The organism is Mesocryomonas lacus (genome assembly GCF_055730105.2).
In genome coordinates this window covers 223,172-239,193 of sequence record NZ_JBUZWF020000001.1, presented here as the reverse complement: position 1 = coordinate 239,193, position 16,022 = coordinate 223,172, and the positions used below count along the sequence as shown (strand labels likewise).

Sequence of the window (16,022 nt, the reverse complement as noted above, 5' to 3'; positions counted from 1 at the left end):
CCCGGCCAGGCGGTCCCGGCGTAGACCTTGGCGATGATTGCGGTAGAACAGGCGCCGGCCAGCCTCCTCTGCGCTTCCTCAGCGTAGGCGGCCGCTCTCATGCCTTTCCGGCGGACATTCCCCGGTCATCCCTGGAACGAACAGCGTGCCGAACAGACCGGAACCCTCCGCCCCCACCCCGTCGGCGCCACGGACGCGCCTCGAGCGGCTGCGCGTTCGGCTGCACACGCTCTATCATGGCAGCGCGCCATCCGCCCGGCGCTTCCAGATGGTGGTCATCTCCATCGATTTCCTGACCATCGCCTTCTTCATCGCGACCCCCGTCCTGCAGGACAAGGCGCTGTTCCTGTGGCTCGATACCGGCGTCGCTCTGCTGCTGGCCGCCGATCTCATCGGCCGGGGACTGGCCAGCGGCAGCATCCGGCGCTGGCTGCTGCGCCCCTTCGTTTGGGTGGACCTGTTCGTCCTGGCGACGCTGCTCGCCCCCTATTGGCTGGTCAATTTCGGCTTCCTGCGCATCCTCAGGCTTTGGTCGCTGTCGCGCAGTGGAATCCTCTGGCGGCCGCTGCGCGGGTTTGGCTTGCGGAAATGGGAGGAGGCGGGCCGGTCGGTCGTCAACCTCGTGACTTTCCTCTTGGTCGCCACCGGCTTCATCTACACCTTCTTCTTCCGCTCCGGCTCCGGCTTCACCGGCTATGTCGACGCGCTCTACTTCACCGTCGCGACGGTCACCACTACCGGCTTCGGTGACATCACCTTGCCGGGACCGGCGGGCAAGCTGACCTCGATCGTCACCATGCTGATCGGCATCTCGCTGTTCGTCCGCCTCGCCCAGGCGATCTTCCGCCCCTACAAGGTGGACTTCACCTGTCCACGCTGCGCGCTGCAGCGGCACGAGCCCGATGCCGTCCACTGCAAGGCCTGCGGGCTTCTCCTGAAGATCCCGGACCTCGACGATTAGGCTGCGCTGCGCGCCGTCGAGGCACGAGGGTCGTCGGCCCTTAGGGCTGCGGCGTCTTCGACGGGGCCGCGTTTGTGGAGGGATGCGATGCGTCGGCCGGCGCCTCCTTGCCGCGCCCGAACAGGCCGCGAGCGGCCTTGGCGAGCGGCGCAAGGAGGAAGCTGGTGATCGGGATGAGAGCGGCGCCGACGATGAGGCCGACGATGCCGGCGCCGGCGGCCCCGACGATCCATTCCACCACGCCGCTCAGCGCGGGCACCGCGGCGGCGGCTGCGACCGAGGCGGCATGGATCAGATGCGCCGGCGCTTCGACGCCGTAGCCCTCGAGGCCGTGAACGATGATGCCGCCGCCGACCCAGACCATGGCGGCCGTGCCGACGATGCCGAGGATTTTCAAAAACACCGGCATGCCGACCACAAGCCCGCGGCCGATCGCCCGCAGCATCTTCCCGGCAAGCCCGGTCGACGACACCTTCGCCAGCGCAAGGCCGACATCGTCGGCTTTGACGATGAGCGCGACGCCGCCATAGACGAGCGCCGTGATGCCGATCCCGACGATCGCAAGGATCAGCGCCTGAACCCACAGGCTCCCCTCCGGCAGCGAGGCGAGGGTCAGCGCCATGATCTCGGCGGACAGAATGAAGTCCGTCCGGATGGCGCTCGACACCCGGGCATTTTCCATCGCCGTGGCATCGCCGGGGTTCGCCGCGACCTTGGTCTCGTGCGCATGGGCATTAGCGGGCAGCAGGGCTTCGTAGATCTTTTCCGCGCCCTCGTAGCAGAGATAGGCTCCACCCATCATCAGCAGTGGCGTCACGCCCCAGGGCGCGAAGACGCTGAGCGCCAGGGCGGCGGGCAGCAGGAAGACGAGCTTGTTGCGCAGCGAGCCGAGGGCAATCTTGCCGACGATCGGCAGCTCGCGGTCGGCCGCGAAGCCGACGACATAGCGCGGCGTGACCGCAGCATCGTCGATCACCACCCCCGCCGCCTTGACGCCGGCCCGGCCGGCCTGCGCGGCTACATCGTCGAGCGAGGCGGCCGCCACCTTGGCCAAGGCTGCGACATCGTCGAGAAGGGCGATCAAACCAACGCTCACGGAAAATTCCTTCTAACTCGTCAGTGCCGGCATTCCGGAGCACCCGCGTCACTCTAGTGACGGGCAAACGGCGATACCCGCTTTTCGGTCCCGTGCCGCGCCCCATAACAGGGCCATGATCTATTTCACCGCCGACACGCATCTCAACGATCCGCGTATTCTGCGCATCGACCGCCGTCCCTTCGCCGATCTCGCCGCGCACGATGAGGCTCTGGTGACCGCGTGGAATCAGGTAGTCGGCGCCGATGACGACGTCTGGCACCTCGGCGACGTCGCGCGTGGCACGCCGGACTTCAAAGCCTCACTGCTCGACCGGCTGAACGGGCGAAAGCATCTGATCACCGGCAACAACGACGATGCGGCGACTTCAGCCGATACAGCTTGGAAGAGTGTCCAGGCCTATGCCGAACTCGTCGTCGACGACGTCAGGCTGGTGCTCTGCCATTACGCCTTCCGGACCTGGAACCAGATGGGCAAGGGCGCGGTCAACCTTCATGGCCATTCCCACGCAAAGCTGAAGCCTATGCCGCGCCAGTACGATGTCGGTGTCGACGCGTTTCCTTACCGTCCCGTGACGCTGACCGAGATTTTGGGCTCGCGCAAGCGGCGGGGGCGGGGCGATGCTCAAAGCATCGAGGGTGCATAATCGAGACAGGGAACTGCCCCCTGCACCACCCTGATCCCCCTTCAGTCGACATCCTGCGGATGATGGATGGGGCAGAAGTGACGGTCGACCCGGTATCCACCGGACGTGCTCTCGATGAACCAACCGGCCTGCCGCGCCTCGTGCAGCGTCTGGCGGTCCTTCGACCACGTCAGGTTGAGCGAGAACGTCGCCTTGCACCCCCGCTCGTCGCACTCGACGTAGCGGCCGACATGCTCGCCCCTCATGCCCTCGCCAACTCCTCTTTCGAGAAGGGAGACTGCGCGAAAGAGAGAGCGTCTGTGGCAGCATCGACCGCCAGGAGTGGCGGTCTCATCCGAGTGGCGCTGCGGTCTCGAGCCACTCCCGCGCCTTGTCCTCCGAGGCGAACAGGGGATCGGACGGGGCTTCCAGCACCTCACCTTCGCGGGTGCGCATCAGCTCGCGGCCACGGTAGCAGGTGTTCCAGATGCCTTCCGGATCCTTCTTCTCGAAGCTGAAGATACGGCGAGCGCCATTTTCGGCGATCAGCGTTTCATTGCGTTCCATGCATCTGTCCTTCTATCGGCACGCCGTCTTCTGCCAGCGCACTTCAGCGAAACTGGAACGGCCAGTCGGAGTTCCGATCGTTCCGATCGTGCCGGTTGCGGGCGCGACGGTCGTCCCTGTCGGGCCGCCTGTCATAGCCGCGCGAGTCACGGCGAGCATCGCCCCCATCATAGCCACGCCGATCGCTCCGGTTATAGTCCCGGTCATGACCGCGATCGAAGTCGCGGCCATCACGCCGGTCGTGACGACGGTCGTAGCGGTCCTCCCGGCGGTCGTAGCCCCTGGCGTCCCGTCGCCGGAAATCGCCGCGGTCGTCGCGTCCGAAGCGCCGGTCGCCACGGTAATCGTCGCCATAGCGCCCGCCATATTCGCCGAAGCGCCGGAACCCGTCATCGCGAAAATCGCCTTCCCCGAAACGGCCGCGCCGGAAATCATCGCCGCGTGAATACCGGCCCCTGAAGTCGCCGCCTCGAAAATAGCCACCGCGGAAGTCGCCGTTGCGGAAGTCGCGGACGATCTGGTTGCGGGCCTCGCGGGCGAAATCGCTGCCGTAATCCTGCGCTTTCGCGGTCGCCGGGCCGAGCGCGGACGCCGCAAGCATCGCTATCGAAGCGAGAATATTTCTGAGACGGGTCAAGCGATTGCTCCTGTGCGACCATCCAAACTGCCGCCCCGGTCGGATGTTCCCTGTTCGGATGGTCCAGTGGGCGTGCCGGGCGGAGTTTCCCCGGAAGCGGCGGCGGCGTCGAGCGCGACTTGCAAAGACGCTTAACCGAAAGCCGCCTATGTTCATCGGCGAAGCGTTGCGCCGAGGACAGTTGCGGGTCCGGTCGCTGCGGTGGCGGCCTTTGCTACGGCGGCCTTGGTGCTTTTTCCCGACAGCCGCGCTGCGAAGCTTGTCAAGCAAGGCTGCTTGGGCGAAGACCAGCGCCGGCTTGACTCAGCGCTCGCCGGGACAGGCGATGAGGAAAGACCTGATATGGCGGATACTCCCCCGCGCCTTGGCGTCAGCCTGCTGATGCTTCTGGCGCTCGCGACGCTCTGGGGCGCCTCCTACAGCTTCATCAAGGTCGGCGTTTCCACCATCCCGCCGATCACGCTGATCGCCACGCGGACGCTGATCGCCGGCGGGCTGCTGCTGGTGATCCTGCGCCTGCGGGGCCTTCGCCTGCCGACCGACAAGCGCAACACAAGACGCTTCCTGATCCAGGCCTGCCTCAACTCGGTGCTGCCCTTCACGCTCGTCGCCTGGGGTGAGCAGCATGTCGATGCCGGGCTGGCGGTGATCCTCAACTCGCTGACGCCGGTCTTCGCCTTCCTCATCAATGCGCTGGTGACGCGGCACGAGACGGTGACGGGACCGAAGATTTTTGGCGTCGCCGCCGGTCTCGTTGGCATCTGCCTCGTCGTCGGTCCGGCCGCGCTTGCCGGTTTCGGCACGGCGCTGACCGCGCAACTCGCCATCGTCTTCGCGGCCGTCGCCTATGGCGCGGCGGTGACCTTCGGCCGGACGTTCCGGGACCTCGATCCGATGATGCCGGCGGCGGGCTCCTTGATCTGGGGCGCCGCGATCCTCATCCCCGTCAGCCTCCTCGTCGACCATCCCTGGACGCTGCAGCCCTCGCAGGCCTCGATCCTGGCGCTCATCGCCCTCTCGGTGTTCTCCACCGCGCTCGCCTTCGTCATCTACTTCACGCTGCTGCAGCGGCTCGGTTCGGTCGGCACCACGGCGCAGGCCTATCTGCGCGTGCCGATCGGCGTCGGCATCGGCGTCGTCTTCCTCGGCGAGGTGCCGCAGCCATCGGCCTGGCTCGGCCTCGGCTTCGTCGTCGTCAGCGTGGTTGCGATGACCCTCCCGGCGCGGCGGGCACGGCCTGCCACCTGAACCGACCCCGCGCCTCTGCGCCTTAAGCCGGATATTCTCGCAACAACCAGACGGGGATGCTGGCCACCCCGGACGGCGCTCTATAAGCTTTCCCTGCGGCCGGCTGATCGGATCGCCGACGACGTCGTTTCGCGACGCGATCGAATGATCCGGTACGCCGGGGGGGAGGGGACGCATGACGATCAAAGGGCCCGGCATTTTCCTTGCACAGTTCGCCGGCGATGCCGCGCCGTACAACTCGCTTGACGCGATCTGCGGCTGGGCGGCGTCGCTCGGCTACGAGGGCGTGCAGATCCCGAGCTGGGACGCCCGGCTCTTCGACCTCGCCAAAGCCTCTGAATCGAAGGACTACTGCGACGAGATCGCGGGCGTCGTGGCGGCGCACGGCCTCGTCATCACCGAGCTCTCGGCCCATCTCCAGGGCCAGCTGGTCGCCGTCCATCCTGCCTATGACGAACTCTTCGACGGGTTTGCAGCGCCCGAGGTGCGCGGCAATCCGGCGGCGCGTCAGGCCTGGGCGGTGGATCAGCTGAAGCGCATGGCCAAGGCCTCGCGTCATCTCGGCCTCAGTGAGGCCGCAGCCTTCTCCGGCGCGCTCGCCTGGCCCTATGTCTACCCTTGGCCGCAGCGGCCGGCGGGTCTCGTGGAAACCGCGTTCGACGAGCTTGCCAGGCGCTGGCTGCCGATCCTCGACGTCTTCGACGCGAACGGCGTCGACCTCTGCTTCGAGATCCATCCGGGCGAGGATCTGCACGACGGCGCGAGCTACGAGATGTTCCTCGACCGCGTCAACGATCACGCCCGGGCGCGGCTCCTCTACGACCCCTCGCACTTCGTGCTGCAGGGCATGGACTACCTCGCCAACATCGACATCTACCACGAGCGGATCGGCATGTTCCACGTCAAGGACGCCGAGCTGAACCCGACCGGCCGGCAAGGCGTCTATGGCGGGTTCCAGTCCTGGAAGGACCGGGCGGGCCGTTTCCGCTCGCTGGGCGACGGGCAAGTGGATTTCGGCGCGGTGTTTTCCAAGCTGACGCAGTACGGCTACACCGGCTGGGCCGTGCTGGAATGGGAGTGCGCGATCAAGAGCGCGGAGCAAGGCGCGCGCGAGGGTGCCCCGTTCATCGCCGCTCACATCATCGAGCAAGGCGACCGGTCCTTCGACGATTTCGCCGGGTCCGGTGCGGATGCCGCGGCCAACCGAAGGGTGCTCGGGCTCGACCGCTAGCCTCGACCGGCCCTCGAGGATCGCAGGAGGGCCGCGCTGAACGGACAGCACCACGCGACAAAGCAGCACCTAAGGGCAAGGAACCGGCGGACGGCGGTCCTGCACCGCAGGCCGGCATAGGGGGAGAACAGGATGGTTTCGGGATCGGCGCCCAGGGCGGGCAAGCAGCCGCTGCGGCTGGCCATGGTCGGCGGCGGTCAAGGCGCGTTCATCGGCGCGGTGCACCGCATCGCCGCGCGCATCGACGACGACTTTCATCTGGTCGCTGGCGCGTTCTCATCCGATCCCGAGCGCGCGCGCGCTTCGGCGGCGGAATACGGCGTCGCTGAGGACCGCGCCTACAGCAGTTTCGAGGAGATGGCCCTCGCCGAAGCCGTGCGGCCCGACGGGGCCGAGGCGGTGGCGATCGTCACGCCCAACCATTTGCATTTCGCGCCAGCGAAAACCTTCCTCGAAGCAGGCTTTCACGTCATCTGCGAAAAGCCGCTGACCGCGCGGCTGGAGGATGCGGTGGCGCTCTCCGCGATCGCCCAGCGCTCTGGCCGCGTCTTCGTCCTCACCCACAACTATACCGGCTATCCCATGGTGCGGCAGGCGCGCGAGATGGTGGCGGCCGGCGAACTCGGCGCGCTGCGCGTCGTGCAGGTGGAATATGTGCAGGACTGGCTGACCGAGGCCGCCGAGCATGCCGGCTCCAAGCAAGCGGAATGGCGCGTCGATCCGGAAAAGGCCGGCGCCGGCGGCGCGCTCGGCGATATCGGCTCGCACGCCTTCAATCTCGTCTCCTTCGTCACCGGGCTGACGCTCGACAGTGTCGCCGCCGACCTCGCGACCTTCGTGCCCGGCCGGCGGCTCGACGACAATGATCACGTCATGCTGCGTTTTTCGGGCGGGGCGAAGGGCATGCTCTGGGCGAGCCAGGTCGCGCCGGGGCACGAGAACGGCCTGAAGCTGCGGGTCTACGGCGAGAAGGGCGGGCTGGAGTGGTTTCAGGAGAACCCGAACCAGCTGTGGTTCACGCCCTTCGGCGGCCGCCAGCAGCGGGTTACCCGCGGCGGGGCGGGCGCGGGGGCTGCCGCGGCACGCGTCACCCGCATCCCCGCCGGCCACCCCGAGGGCTATCTCGAGGGGTTTGCCACCCTCTACCGCGAGGCAGCCGCAGCGATCCGGGCCGTCGATGGCGGACAGGCGCTGCCGGAGGGCGTGGTGTATCCGACTGTCGAGGACGGGCTCTCGGCCATGCGCTTCATTGATGCCTGCGTGCGCTCGTCTCGGGATGACAGCCGCTGGACGTCCTGCCTCTGACGCATCGGTATGTCTGTTCGGCGGGCCGTGGGGGGAGTAATGAGGTTTGAAGCGGCCTGATCGTGCTGGCATTGCTGGTGACGCGATGCGTGGGAAGGGACGCTTGGCGGTTGAGCGGTCGTACGGTCTGCCACAGCCGCAGACCGCGGCACCCTAGGACCGCCACTATTGCGCGGGAAAGCTCTTCCTCTGCAGGAAAGAGGCTGTCATGGATTCGCTCGGGCCGAAACAAAACGCCGCCGCAACGCCGGCCCGCGCGCGCTACCGGCGGGTTCTTCTCAGGACGGCCGCCTGGATCATCGCTGTCCCCGCTTTGTGTGCCCTCGTGGTCCTCGGAGGGGCGGCGCCCGTCTACCTTCTCCTGCCCGGGACCGACGCATCGTCGCCGCCGTCGAATGCAGCCAAAGTGACCGCCGACGCCGCTCCGGAACCGGCTTCCGCGCCCGCACCGGAACGTGTGGCGGAGAAGGAGCCGACCGCGGCCGACGCGGCGGCGCCGGACAAACTGTCGGCCCCCGTCGACGACACTGCCAGCGCATCACCGGCGGCCGAGGAGGCCGCGCCCGCGGAGACGGCGGAACTGGAGGAGCCGGCGCCGCCGGCGGTCGCCGCGGTGCCGACGCCGCGCCCCGAGCGCCCGGACACGCAGGTCGCCGCCATTCCCGAGGCCAGCAGACTGCCGGTCGGCCCGCGGCCGGAAACGGCGGCCGTGCCGCCGCCGGCGCGAGCGGCGGCACGGGACCGGACGCCGGAGCGCCGCCTGGTCACGATCCGCCCGACGGCCGTTCGCTCGGCGCCGGGCGGGGCGGAGATCGGCGTCCTTGCCCGCGGCGCGGAAGTCGTGGTCGGCCGCTGCGACGACTGGTGCGAGGTCAGTGCCAACGGGCTCCGCGGCTGGCTGCACCCGTCCTTCCTGACCGAGGCCGGCGGCCGGTCTTCCCCGCGCGCAGCCGGCGTCAGTGATAGAAGCCGCCCGATCGCGCGGCGCGCTGACGAGGACCGGCCTGTCATACGGCGCCGCGACGCGCCGGCGTATGAGGAGCGCTGGGAGGACGCGCCGCCCCGCCGGGACTGGCGCGAGCGAGGCCGCGAGCGCTACGTCGGCGGCGAGCGGTGGCGGCGCGACGACGAGGATCCCGTCGAGTTCTACGGCTACGAGTGAACCGCCGCGCTCATCCGCTGGAGGCGCGGGATGATCGCCGTCATCCTCCCGCGGTTCAGGCCGCGTCGGCCTCGAGGTAGCGCTCGGTCAGGCGTGCCCAGGCGGCGGCGCCAGCCGTGAGGCTGGCATCGGCGAAGTCGTAGGTCGCACTGTGCAGGATCGGCGAGTCGACGCCATTGCCGAGCCGCAGGAAAGAGCCGGGTCGGTGCTCTAGGAAATAGGCGAAATCCTCGCTGCCGGGGATGAGCGGACAGGTCGAGACGTTCTCCGCCCCGACGAGTTCCTCGACGACGCTGCGGGCAAACTCCGTCTCCGCCTCGGAATTGACCACGACGGGATAGCCGCGGACGTAGTCGATCTCCGCCGTCGCGCCGTAGCCGTCAACATGCGCCTCGGTCAGCTTGCGGATGCGCTGTTCCAGGATGTCGCGGATCGCCGGCTCGAACGAGCGGACGCTGACCTGGATCACCGCGGTGGCGGGAATGACGTTGGACGCCTCGCCGGCATGGATGGTGCCGACGGTGACGACGGCGGTCTGGGTCGGGTCGATGTTGCGGGAGACGACGGTCTGCAGCGCCATCACCAGGCTGCAGGTGACGACGATCGGGTCGACCGTCAAATGCGGGCGCGAGGCGTGGCCGCCCTTGCCGCGCACCGTAATGGTCACCGTATCGGCCGCCGCCATGATCGGGCCGGGGCGGGTCATGAAGCTCCCCGTCGGGACGCCGGGATGGTTGTGCAGGCCGAAAATGGCATCGCACGGAAAGCGCTCGAACAGGCCATCGGCGATCATCGCCTGGGCCCCGCTGATGACGCCAGCCTCCTCCGCCGGCTGGAAGATCAGGTTCACGGTCCCGCTGAAGCGCCGGGTGCGCGCGAGATACTCGGCCGCGCCGAGCAGCATCGTGGTGTGGCCGTCGTGCCCGCAGGCGTGCATCTTGCCCGGCGCGGTGCTGGCATAGGGCGCGCCGGTCTGTTCGGTGATCGGCAGGGCGTCCATGTCGGCGCGGATGGCGATGCTGCGCGTGCCGGCCCCGACGCTCATCCGGGCGACGACACCGTGCCCACCGACATTGCGGGTGACCTCAAAACCCCAGCCCTCGAGCTTCTCCGCCACGAATCGCGCCGTCTCCGCCTCTTCGAAGGAGAGCTCGGGATGCGCATGCAGGTGCCGGCGCGTCGCCGTCATCTCGGGCAGCGCCGCCTCGAAATCGGCAAGGCGGGCGAAATCGTTGCTGGCGGTCATAAGGTCTCTGTCTCTCAAATGAAGCGTCCGAGAAAAGCCCGCGTCCGCGGATGCTGCGGATTGCCGAGAACGTCCTCGGGCCTGCCCTGTTCGACGATATGGCCGCCGTCCATGAAGACGACGCGATCCGCCGCCTCGCGGGCAAAGCCGATCTCGTGCGTGACGACGATCATCGTCAACCCCTCCTTGGCAAGATCGCGCATCGTCGCCAGCACTTCGCCGACGAGTTCGGGATCGAGCGCCGAGGTCGGCTCGTCGAACAGCATGAGCTTTGGCTTGATCGCCAGCGCCCGGGCGATGGCCACGCGCTGCTGCTGCCCGCCGGAGAGCTGGCGCGGATAGCTGTCCGCCTTCTCCGAGAGGCCGACGCGGGCGAGGAGTTCGCGCCCAAAGGCCGTTGCTTCCTTGCGTGGAACGCCGTGCACGCCGATCGGCGCCTCGATGATGTTCTGCAGCGCGGTCATGTGCGGGTAGAGATTGAACTGCTGGAAAACCATGCCGATCTTGCGCCGCTGCACGGTGATCGCCCGCTCCGACAGCTTGTTCAGTCGGTCGTCCTTCAGACGATAGCCGATCTGCTCGCCGTCGACGGCGATCGAGCCCTGGTCGATCGATTCCAGATGGTTGATGCAGCGCAGGAAGGTGGACTTGCCGGAGCCCGACGGGCCGAGCACGACGACGACCTCGCCGGGCGCCACGTCGAGATCGATGCCTTTGAGCACCTCGAGATGGTCGAAGGCCTTGTGGACGTTGCGGGCTTCCACCAGCGGACGCGTCGAGGTCTCGCTCATCGGCTCGGCTCCTCTGCTGCAGCCAAAGCGGGTGCGACGGCCTCGGCCTTCGGCTTCTTCGCCGCCGGCGCCGAGTTGCGTTCACCGCGGCCGTAATAGCGCTCGATGAAGCCTTGGCCGACGTTCAGCACGGAGGTGATGACAAGATACCAGGTCACCGCCACCAGCAGCATCGGCATGACCTCGAAGGTCGAGTTGTAGATGGTCTGCACGGAATAGAGCAGGTCCGCCATGGCGATGACGCTGACCAGCGAGGTCGCCTTGACCATGGAGATCAGCTGGTTGCCGGTCGGCGGCACGATCGAGCGCATGGCCTGGGGGATGATGATGCGGCGCAAGGCGCGGCCGCGCGTCATGCCGAAGGCGGCCGCGGTCTCGACTTGCCCCTTGTCCACCGAGAGAAGGCCACCGCGGATGATCTCGGCCATGTAGGCCGCCTCGTTAAGCGCGAGGCCGACGATGGCCGCGGTGATGGGGGTGATGAGGTCGTTGGTGTTCCAGCTGGCGAGCGTCGGGCCGAACGGGATCGCGATCGAGATCTCCGGGAACAGGGTCGACATGTTGTACCAGAAGATCAGCTGGACCAGGAGCGGCGTGCCGCGGAAGAACCAGATGAACAGGCCGGCCAGCGTGCTCGCCAGCTTGTCGTTGGACATGCGGGCGATGGCGAGCAGCAATCCGAGGGCGGTGCCGAGCGCCATGGCGACGACCGTCAGCCAGAGAGTGACGGTGAGGCCGCGCAGGACCGTTTCCTCGGTGAGGTAGGACAGGACGATTGGCCAGCCGAAATTGTCGTTGTTGGCGACGATCCAGGCGAAGTTCGCCGCGATGAGGAGCGTCAGCCCCCAGAGGACCAGCCGGTCTGTCCGAAACGGTCGGTGTGCCGTCGCGACGTCGCGCAGGCCGTCTCTCGTGCTGCCGGATGGCGGGGCCGGAACGGTGGTCCCCCCACTCACTGTGGCGACTTGCCGGCGAGGTTGATGCCGGCCTTCTCGATCATGTTGTTGCCCAGGCCCCATTTCTTCATGACCGCGGCATAGGTGCCGTTGTCCATCAGGATCTGGAGGCCGTCGCGCAGGATGCCGCCGAATTCGGAACCCTTGGGCACGACGGCGCCCTGGTAGAGGTTCTCGAAGCCATTCTTTTCGCCGACGCCGGAAAGCTCCAGCTGGCCATTCGCCTGTTCGACGAAGTAGGTCAGCGGCGCCTGCGACGAAAAGAAGGCGTCCGAGCGCTTGGAGCGGACCGCAAGGATCGACGTCGGCTGGTCGGAGAAGGACTGGACCTCGATGGCTTCCTTGCCGTCCGCCACGCACTTCGTTGTCTGGCCCTTGATCACCTTTTCGGCGGAGCCGCCGGCCATGACCGCAATCCGCTTGCCGCAGGCGGTGTCCAGCGAGACGATGCCCTCCGGATTGCCCTTGTGCACGGCGAAGACGACGTATTCCTGCACCCAGTCGACGAAGTCATTGGCCTCCTGGCGGGAGACGAAGTCGCCGGTCGGGCCGAAGGCGAACTGGTAGCGGCCGGAGTTCACGCCCGACAGGAGGGCCGGCAGGCCGCCGACGGTCGCATGGGTGATCTTGATGCCCAGGAGTTCGCCGATGGCGTCGGACAGATCGGCGCTGGCGCCGGTCATGCCGTTGGCGGAAACGATCTCATAGGGCGGGAAGGAGCCGTTCGTGACCGAGATCATGGTGCCCGCCTTCTGGATTTCCGCGGGCAGCCGGGCGCGCAGGGCCTCGTTGACCTCCTGCTTGGCGATCGCTGCCTCCTGTGCGGAGGCGGTGCCCGTCAGCAGCGTGGCGAGGAGGGCGGCGGAGGCGATGAGCTTCATGGGCATGCTGTTCCCCTAGGATTTAGATGACGGGCGTGTGGATGGTTCAGGCGAGTTCCGGCCGGACGAACCGGCGGTTGGCGAGGACCGGCAGAACGGCGCGGGCATGAGCGATGCGGGCCGGGTCGATCTCGGCGAAGACCAGGCAAGGCCCTTCGCCGGCCTTGACGACGGCGACGCCGAGCGGGTCGACCACCATGCTGGCGCCGATGTTGCGCTCGCCGCATTCGCCGACGGCGACGACGTAGCAGGTGTTGTCGAGGGCGCGCGCCGTCACGAGAACGTCCCAGTGCGCCTCCTTGCCTGGACCCTTTACCCAGGCGGCCGGCAGCACCAGGACGTCGGCGCCGTCGACGGCGAGGCGGCGGGCAAGCTCGGGAAAGCGCAGATCGTAGCAGGTCATCGGGCCGAGCTTCAGCCCGTCAACGTCGATAAGGTCCGGCACCGCATCACCGGGCACGACGTTGGTCGACTCGCGCCCGGTGAAGGCGTCGTAAAGGTGGAGCTTGTGGTACTGCGAGACGATGGCGCCGTCGCGAAGGGTGACGAGGTTGTTGTGTACCCGCTCGCCGTCCGTCGGGACATGCACGCACATCATGATCGTCAGGCTCTGGCCGCGGCTGGCCGCGAGCAGTTGCGCCATGAACGGGCCATCGAGCGTCTGGGCGGACTTGCGCACCAGCGCGGGGTCGGTGATGTCGCGGGCGAGGATGCCCTCCGGCAGCACCAGGAGGTCGGCCCCGCCGGCGACGGCTTCGGAGATCAGCCGCACGCAGGTGTCGGCATTCTCCTGCCAGACCTTGGCGACCGCGAACTGGCCGAGGGCGACCCTCATGCCGGCACCGCCGCGAAGGCCGAGACACCAGGGAAGAGATCGCCGGGCGACAGCCGTTTCGGCAGGATTTCCTGGACATGGAGCTCCTCGGCGAAGTCGCGGATCATCCGGTCGTTCGCCACCAGGCCGTTGGCGTTCCAGTCTTCCGGCAAGTCGCGCGAGACGCGGCGGAGCTCGTCGATCATCCAAGGCGTGGTATCGGCATACTTGCGGCGCTTCTGCAGCCAGACGCGCTGCGACTCGTCGATCAGCGTGCTCAGCTCCTCGGCAAGCCAAGGGTGTTCGTCCGCGATCCCGGCCTTGAGCCCGATCAGATGCATGCCCGGGACATAGCCGACATCCCTGAAGTAATCGATCTCGGCGCCACGGAAGTCTTCCACGACCTGCCGGAACTTCGAGCCCTCGTCGAAGAAGCCGTCTGGCATGAACGGCGTGAACACCGCATCCAGCGAACCGTCCTCCAGGGCTTCCATCATCGGGCGCTCGCTTGGCATGGCCTCGATACGTCCGGGGCGACCGAAACCATCGAGGCGATCCGTGATGGGATGCGCGGCGGTCAGGCGGCCGGCAAACCAGAGCGCGTCGTCGACGCCGACGCCCTCGCGGCGCAAGGCCGCCCGTGTCCAGGTGTTGCCCGAGTCCCGCCAGCCGGTGACGCCGATGCGCTTGCCGGCGAGCTGGCCGAGCGTGGTGATGCCGCTCGACTTCGCGGTGATGATGCAGCGGTGGCGGAAGCCGCGCATGATGAAGTTCGGAATGCCGAAAACGCTGTCGTCGCCGTCGGCGCGCAGCTGGGCGTAGCGGCTAAAGGAGGTTTCGGCAGCGTCGTAGGTCGGGTCCTTGCCGACATGGGCGATCAAGGTGCCGACGCGATTGACGGTGAGGTCGAGTCGCGCAGAGGCGACGTCCCCCAGCGCCAGAGGGGTAAGGTAGTCCCAGTCCCGGACGGCCAATCTAAGCTTTAGAGCCATACACTTACCTGCTCCCGCAATATTCGCGCCACGCTTGTGATAAATGTTCAGACCTCCCCGTACAAATGCTATTACGTACCTGAACATTCGAAAGAGCGAACAAAATGAGCGATGTCGGTTCCGCCGCCTGGTTTGCGGAAAAGATAGGCAACAGGACGATGCGCGGGATCTCGCGCGAGACCAGCGCACTGATCCGGATGGGATCACTGCCGGTCGGCACCAAGCTGCCGCCGATCCGTGCGCTCGCCTTCGTGTTGGGGGTCAGCCCGGCGACGATCTCGGAGGCTTGGAGCGAGTTGCGGCGCCAGAAGATCATCTCCGGTCGCGGCCGGAACGGCACCTTCGTCAGCGGCGATCGCTACGGCGCCAAGCCCGAGCGGCTGGCAAGCTCGGGACATTACGGCGCCGACGTGCTCGATCTGTCGAAGGCCGTTCCCGACGTCCGCCTGCTGCCGCCGCTCGCGGATGCTCTCGCCTACGGCGCCTCGGCCGAGAACCTCAACAGTTACGACCGCATCCGTATCCTGCCGGAGCTGGAGGACGCGGTTCGACCGACATGGCCCTACGAGCCGGGGGCATTCCTGGCGACGAATGGCGGCTACAATGCTGTCTACGCTCTGCTTCATGCGCTGGTCGTGCCGGGATCGCTCGTTGCCATCGAGGATCCGACGGCCATGCGGCTGCTCGATATTCTCGAGGATCTCGGCGTTCACATCCTGCCGGTGGAATGCGATGCGGAGGGGCCATTGCCGGCCTCGCTCGCCGATGCCCTGTCGCGCAAGCCGGCGGCCTTCCTGTTCCAGCCCCGGTTGCATTCGGTTACCGGCAGGACCGTCGGAGCGGCGCGCCTCGCCGCGCTCGGCGACGTGCTCGACGGCAGCGACACGCTGATCATCGAGGACGACGGGGTCGCCGATATCTCAAGTGCGCCGCGGCAGTCGCTCGGCGGCCGCTTTCCCGACAGGGTGGTTCACATTCTCTCCTATTCGAAGACGCTGGGTCCCGATCTGCGCCTGGCGGTGCTCTCAGGCTCTGCCGTCATCGTCGAGCAGATCCAGTCCTACCGCAGCTTCAGCGCCGGCTGGACAAGCCGGGTCCTGCAGGCGGCTGGTGCCTGGCTGATGCGTGAGCCCGCCATTGCCGATGCGCTGGCGCAAGCGCGAGGCCTCTACCAGCAACGGCGCGACGCTCTCGCTGACGCGCTCCGCCGGCGGCACGTGCCGGTCGCGGAGGGAGGAGGGCTCTGTGTCTGGCTTCAGGTGCCGTCGGAGCCGTTCGCCTTGGTCACGCTGGCGGCGCGGGGCATCGCGGTGCATCCCGGCACGAAGTTCTCGGTGCTTCCGATCAGCAGCATCCGGATCGCGACGGGCAGCCTGACGGACCGATGCGAGGAGGTGGCGGAGGCGCTCGCCCTGGCCTGTTCGGTGGAATAGATGAGGAAAGCCATGCGACGCCGGCGATCCCGCTTGTTGGCTGCATCGCCTGCCGTCTAGGTTGCTGCGGGCGAGAA

The 16,022-nt window shown here is 67.4% G+C and carries 17 protein-coding genes; 7 read left to right on the top strand and 10 right to left on the bottom strand.

Translation table 11 applies throughout. The annotated features are described in order from the left end of the window. Nucleotides 1-145 precede the first annotated feature (145 nt). Nucleotides 146-961 carry a potassium channel family protein gene (locus ACZLZQ_RS01065; RefSeq protein ID WP_472947696.1) on the top strand — a complete coding sequence of 272 codons (816 nt, stop codon included), beginning with the start codon at nucleotides 146-148 and terminating at the stop codon, nucleotides 959-961. Nucleotides 962-1,001: 40 nt separating this feature from the next. Here ACZLZQ_RS01065 and ACZLZQ_RS01060 read toward each other — a convergent pair whose 3' ends face one another. Further along, nucleotides 1,002-2,057 carry a DUF808 domain-containing protein gene (locus tag ACZLZQ_RS01060; protein WP_472947694.1) on the bottom strand — a complete coding sequence of 352 codons (1,056 nt, stop codon included), beginning with the start codon at nucleotides 2,055-2,057 and terminating at the stop codon, nucleotides 1,002-1,004. Nucleotides 2,058-2,172: 115 nt separating this feature from the next. Between ACZLZQ_RS01060 and ACZLZQ_RS01055 the strand changes: the two genes are divergently transcribed. After that, nucleotides 2,173-2,703 (top strand): metallophosphoesterase family protein, encoded by a 531-nt coding sequence (locus ACZLZQ_RS01055; protein ID WP_472947693.1) that lies wholly within the window; start codon nucleotides 2,173-2,175, stop codon nucleotides 2,701-2,703. A 41-nt stretch (nucleotides 2,704-2,744) separates the two neighbouring features. On the opposite strand, the gene ACZLZQ_RS01050 is transcribed toward ACZLZQ_RS01055, so the two are convergent. The 3 genes from ACZLZQ_RS01050 to ACZLZQ_RS01040 form a co-directional block, all read right to left on the bottom strand. Next, the gene (locus tag ACZLZQ_RS01050; protein ID WP_472947692.1) at nucleotides 2,745-2,948 is read right to left on the bottom strand and encodes a hypothetical protein; all 204 of its coding nucleotides are present in this window, start codon (nucleotides 2,946-2,948) and stop codon (nucleotides 2,745-2,747) included. Nucleotides 2,949-3,033: 85 nt separating this feature from the next. Next, nucleotides 3,034-3,249, bottom strand: a complete 216-nt coding sequence (locus ACZLZQ_RS01045) for a hypothetical protein (RefSeq protein WP_472934769.1) — start codon at nucleotides 3,247-3,249, stop codon at nucleotides 3,034-3,036. A 43-nt stretch (nucleotides 3,250-3,292) separates the two neighbouring features. Next, nucleotides 3,293-3,886 (bottom strand): hypothetical protein, encoded by a 594-nt coding sequence (locus ACZLZQ_RS01040; protein WP_472947691.1) that lies wholly within the window; start codon nucleotides 3,884-3,886, stop codon nucleotides 3,293-3,295. 342 nt (nucleotides 3,887-4,228) lie between these two features. Here ACZLZQ_RS01040 and ACZLZQ_RS01035 point away from each other — a divergent pair, with 342 nt between their 5' ends. From ACZLZQ_RS01035 to ACZLZQ_RS01020, 4 genes are all read left to right on the top strand, one after another. Next, a complete protein-coding gene (locus tag ACZLZQ_RS01035) occupies nucleotides 4,229-5,134 on the top strand; it encodes a DMT family transporter (RefSeq protein ID WP_472947690.1) in 906 nt (301 codons plus the stop codon). Between the two features lie 175 nt (nucleotides 5,135-5,309). Next, entirely contained in the window at nucleotides 5,310-6,365 is a 1,056-nt protein-coding gene (locus ACZLZQ_RS01030) for a sugar phosphate isomerase/epimerase family protein (RefSeq protein WP_472947689.1), read from the top strand. A gap of 132 nt (nucleotides 6,366-6,497) precedes the next feature. Then, entirely contained in the window at nucleotides 6,498-7,670 is a 1,173-nt protein-coding gene (locus ACZLZQ_RS01025) for a Gfo/Idh/MocA family protein (protein ID WP_472947688.1), read from the top strand. 208 nt (nucleotides 7,671-7,878) lie between these two features. Next, nucleotides 7,879-8,832 (top strand): SH3 domain-containing protein, encoded by a 954-nt coding sequence (locus tag ACZLZQ_RS01020; RefSeq protein WP_472947687.1) that lies wholly within the window; start codon nucleotides 7,879-7,881, stop codon nucleotides 8,830-8,832. Nucleotides 8,833-8,887: 55 nt separating this feature from the next. Here the strand turns inward: ACZLZQ_RS01020 and ACZLZQ_RS01015 are convergent, their stop codons facing one another. Genes ACZLZQ_RS01015 through ACZLZQ_RS00990 form a run of 6 tightly spaced genes read right to left on the bottom strand, consistent with a single transcriptional unit; the run spans nucleotide 8,888 to nucleotide 14,512 of the window. Next, nucleotides 8,888-10,078 (bottom strand): M20 aminoacylase family protein, encoded by a 1,191-nt coding sequence (locus ACZLZQ_RS01015; RefSeq protein WP_472947686.1) that lies wholly within the window; start codon nucleotides 10,076-10,078, stop codon nucleotides 8,888-8,890. A 14-nt stretch (nucleotides 10,079-10,092) separates the two neighbouring features. After that, the gene (locus ACZLZQ_RS01010; protein WP_472947685.1) at nucleotides 10,093-10,869 is read right to left on the bottom strand and encodes an amino acid ABC transporter ATP-binding protein; all 777 of its coding nucleotides are present in this window, start codon (nucleotides 10,867-10,869) and stop codon (nucleotides 10,093-10,095) included. Then, nucleotides 10,866-11,825 carry an amino acid ABC transporter permease gene (locus ACZLZQ_RS01005; protein WP_472947684.1) on the bottom strand — a complete coding sequence of 320 codons (960 nt, stop codon included), beginning with the start codon at nucleotides 11,823-11,825 and terminating at the stop codon, nucleotides 10,866-10,868. The genes ACZLZQ_RS01010 and ACZLZQ_RS01005 overlap by 4 nt, the downstream gene beginning before the upstream one ends. After that, nucleotides 11,822-12,712 carry an ABC transporter substrate-binding protein gene (locus ACZLZQ_RS01000; RefSeq protein WP_472947683.1) on the bottom strand — a complete coding sequence of 297 codons (891 nt, stop codon included), beginning with the start codon at nucleotides 12,710-12,712 and terminating at the stop codon, nucleotides 11,822-11,824. Before ACZLZQ_RS01000 ends, ACZLZQ_RS01005 begins: the two co-directional genes overlap by 4 nt. A 40-nt stretch (nucleotides 12,713-12,752) precedes the next feature. Continuing rightward, nucleotides 12,753-13,541 (bottom strand): deaminated glutathione amidase, encoded by a 789-nt coding sequence (locus ACZLZQ_RS00995; protein ID WP_472947682.1) that lies wholly within the window; start codon nucleotides 13,539-13,541, stop codon nucleotides 12,753-12,755. Then, the gene (locus ACZLZQ_RS00990) at nucleotides 13,538-14,512 is read right to left on the bottom strand and encodes a substrate-binding domain-containing protein (protein WP_472947681.1); all 975 of its coding nucleotides are present in this window, start codon (nucleotides 14,510-14,512) and stop codon (nucleotides 13,538-13,540) included. Before ACZLZQ_RS00990 ends, ACZLZQ_RS00995 begins: the two co-directional genes overlap by 4 nt. Nucleotides 14,513-14,616: 104 nt before the next feature. On the opposite strand from ACZLZQ_RS00990, the gene ACZLZQ_RS00985 reads away from it, so the two are divergent. Then, nucleotides 14,617-15,945 carry an aminotransferase-like domain-containing protein gene (locus tag ACZLZQ_RS00985; protein WP_472947679.1) on the top strand — a complete coding sequence of 443 codons (1,329 nt, stop codon included), beginning with the start codon at nucleotides 14,617-14,619 and terminating at the stop codon, nucleotides 15,943-15,945. Nucleotides 15,946-16,022: the final 77 nt, after the last annotated feature.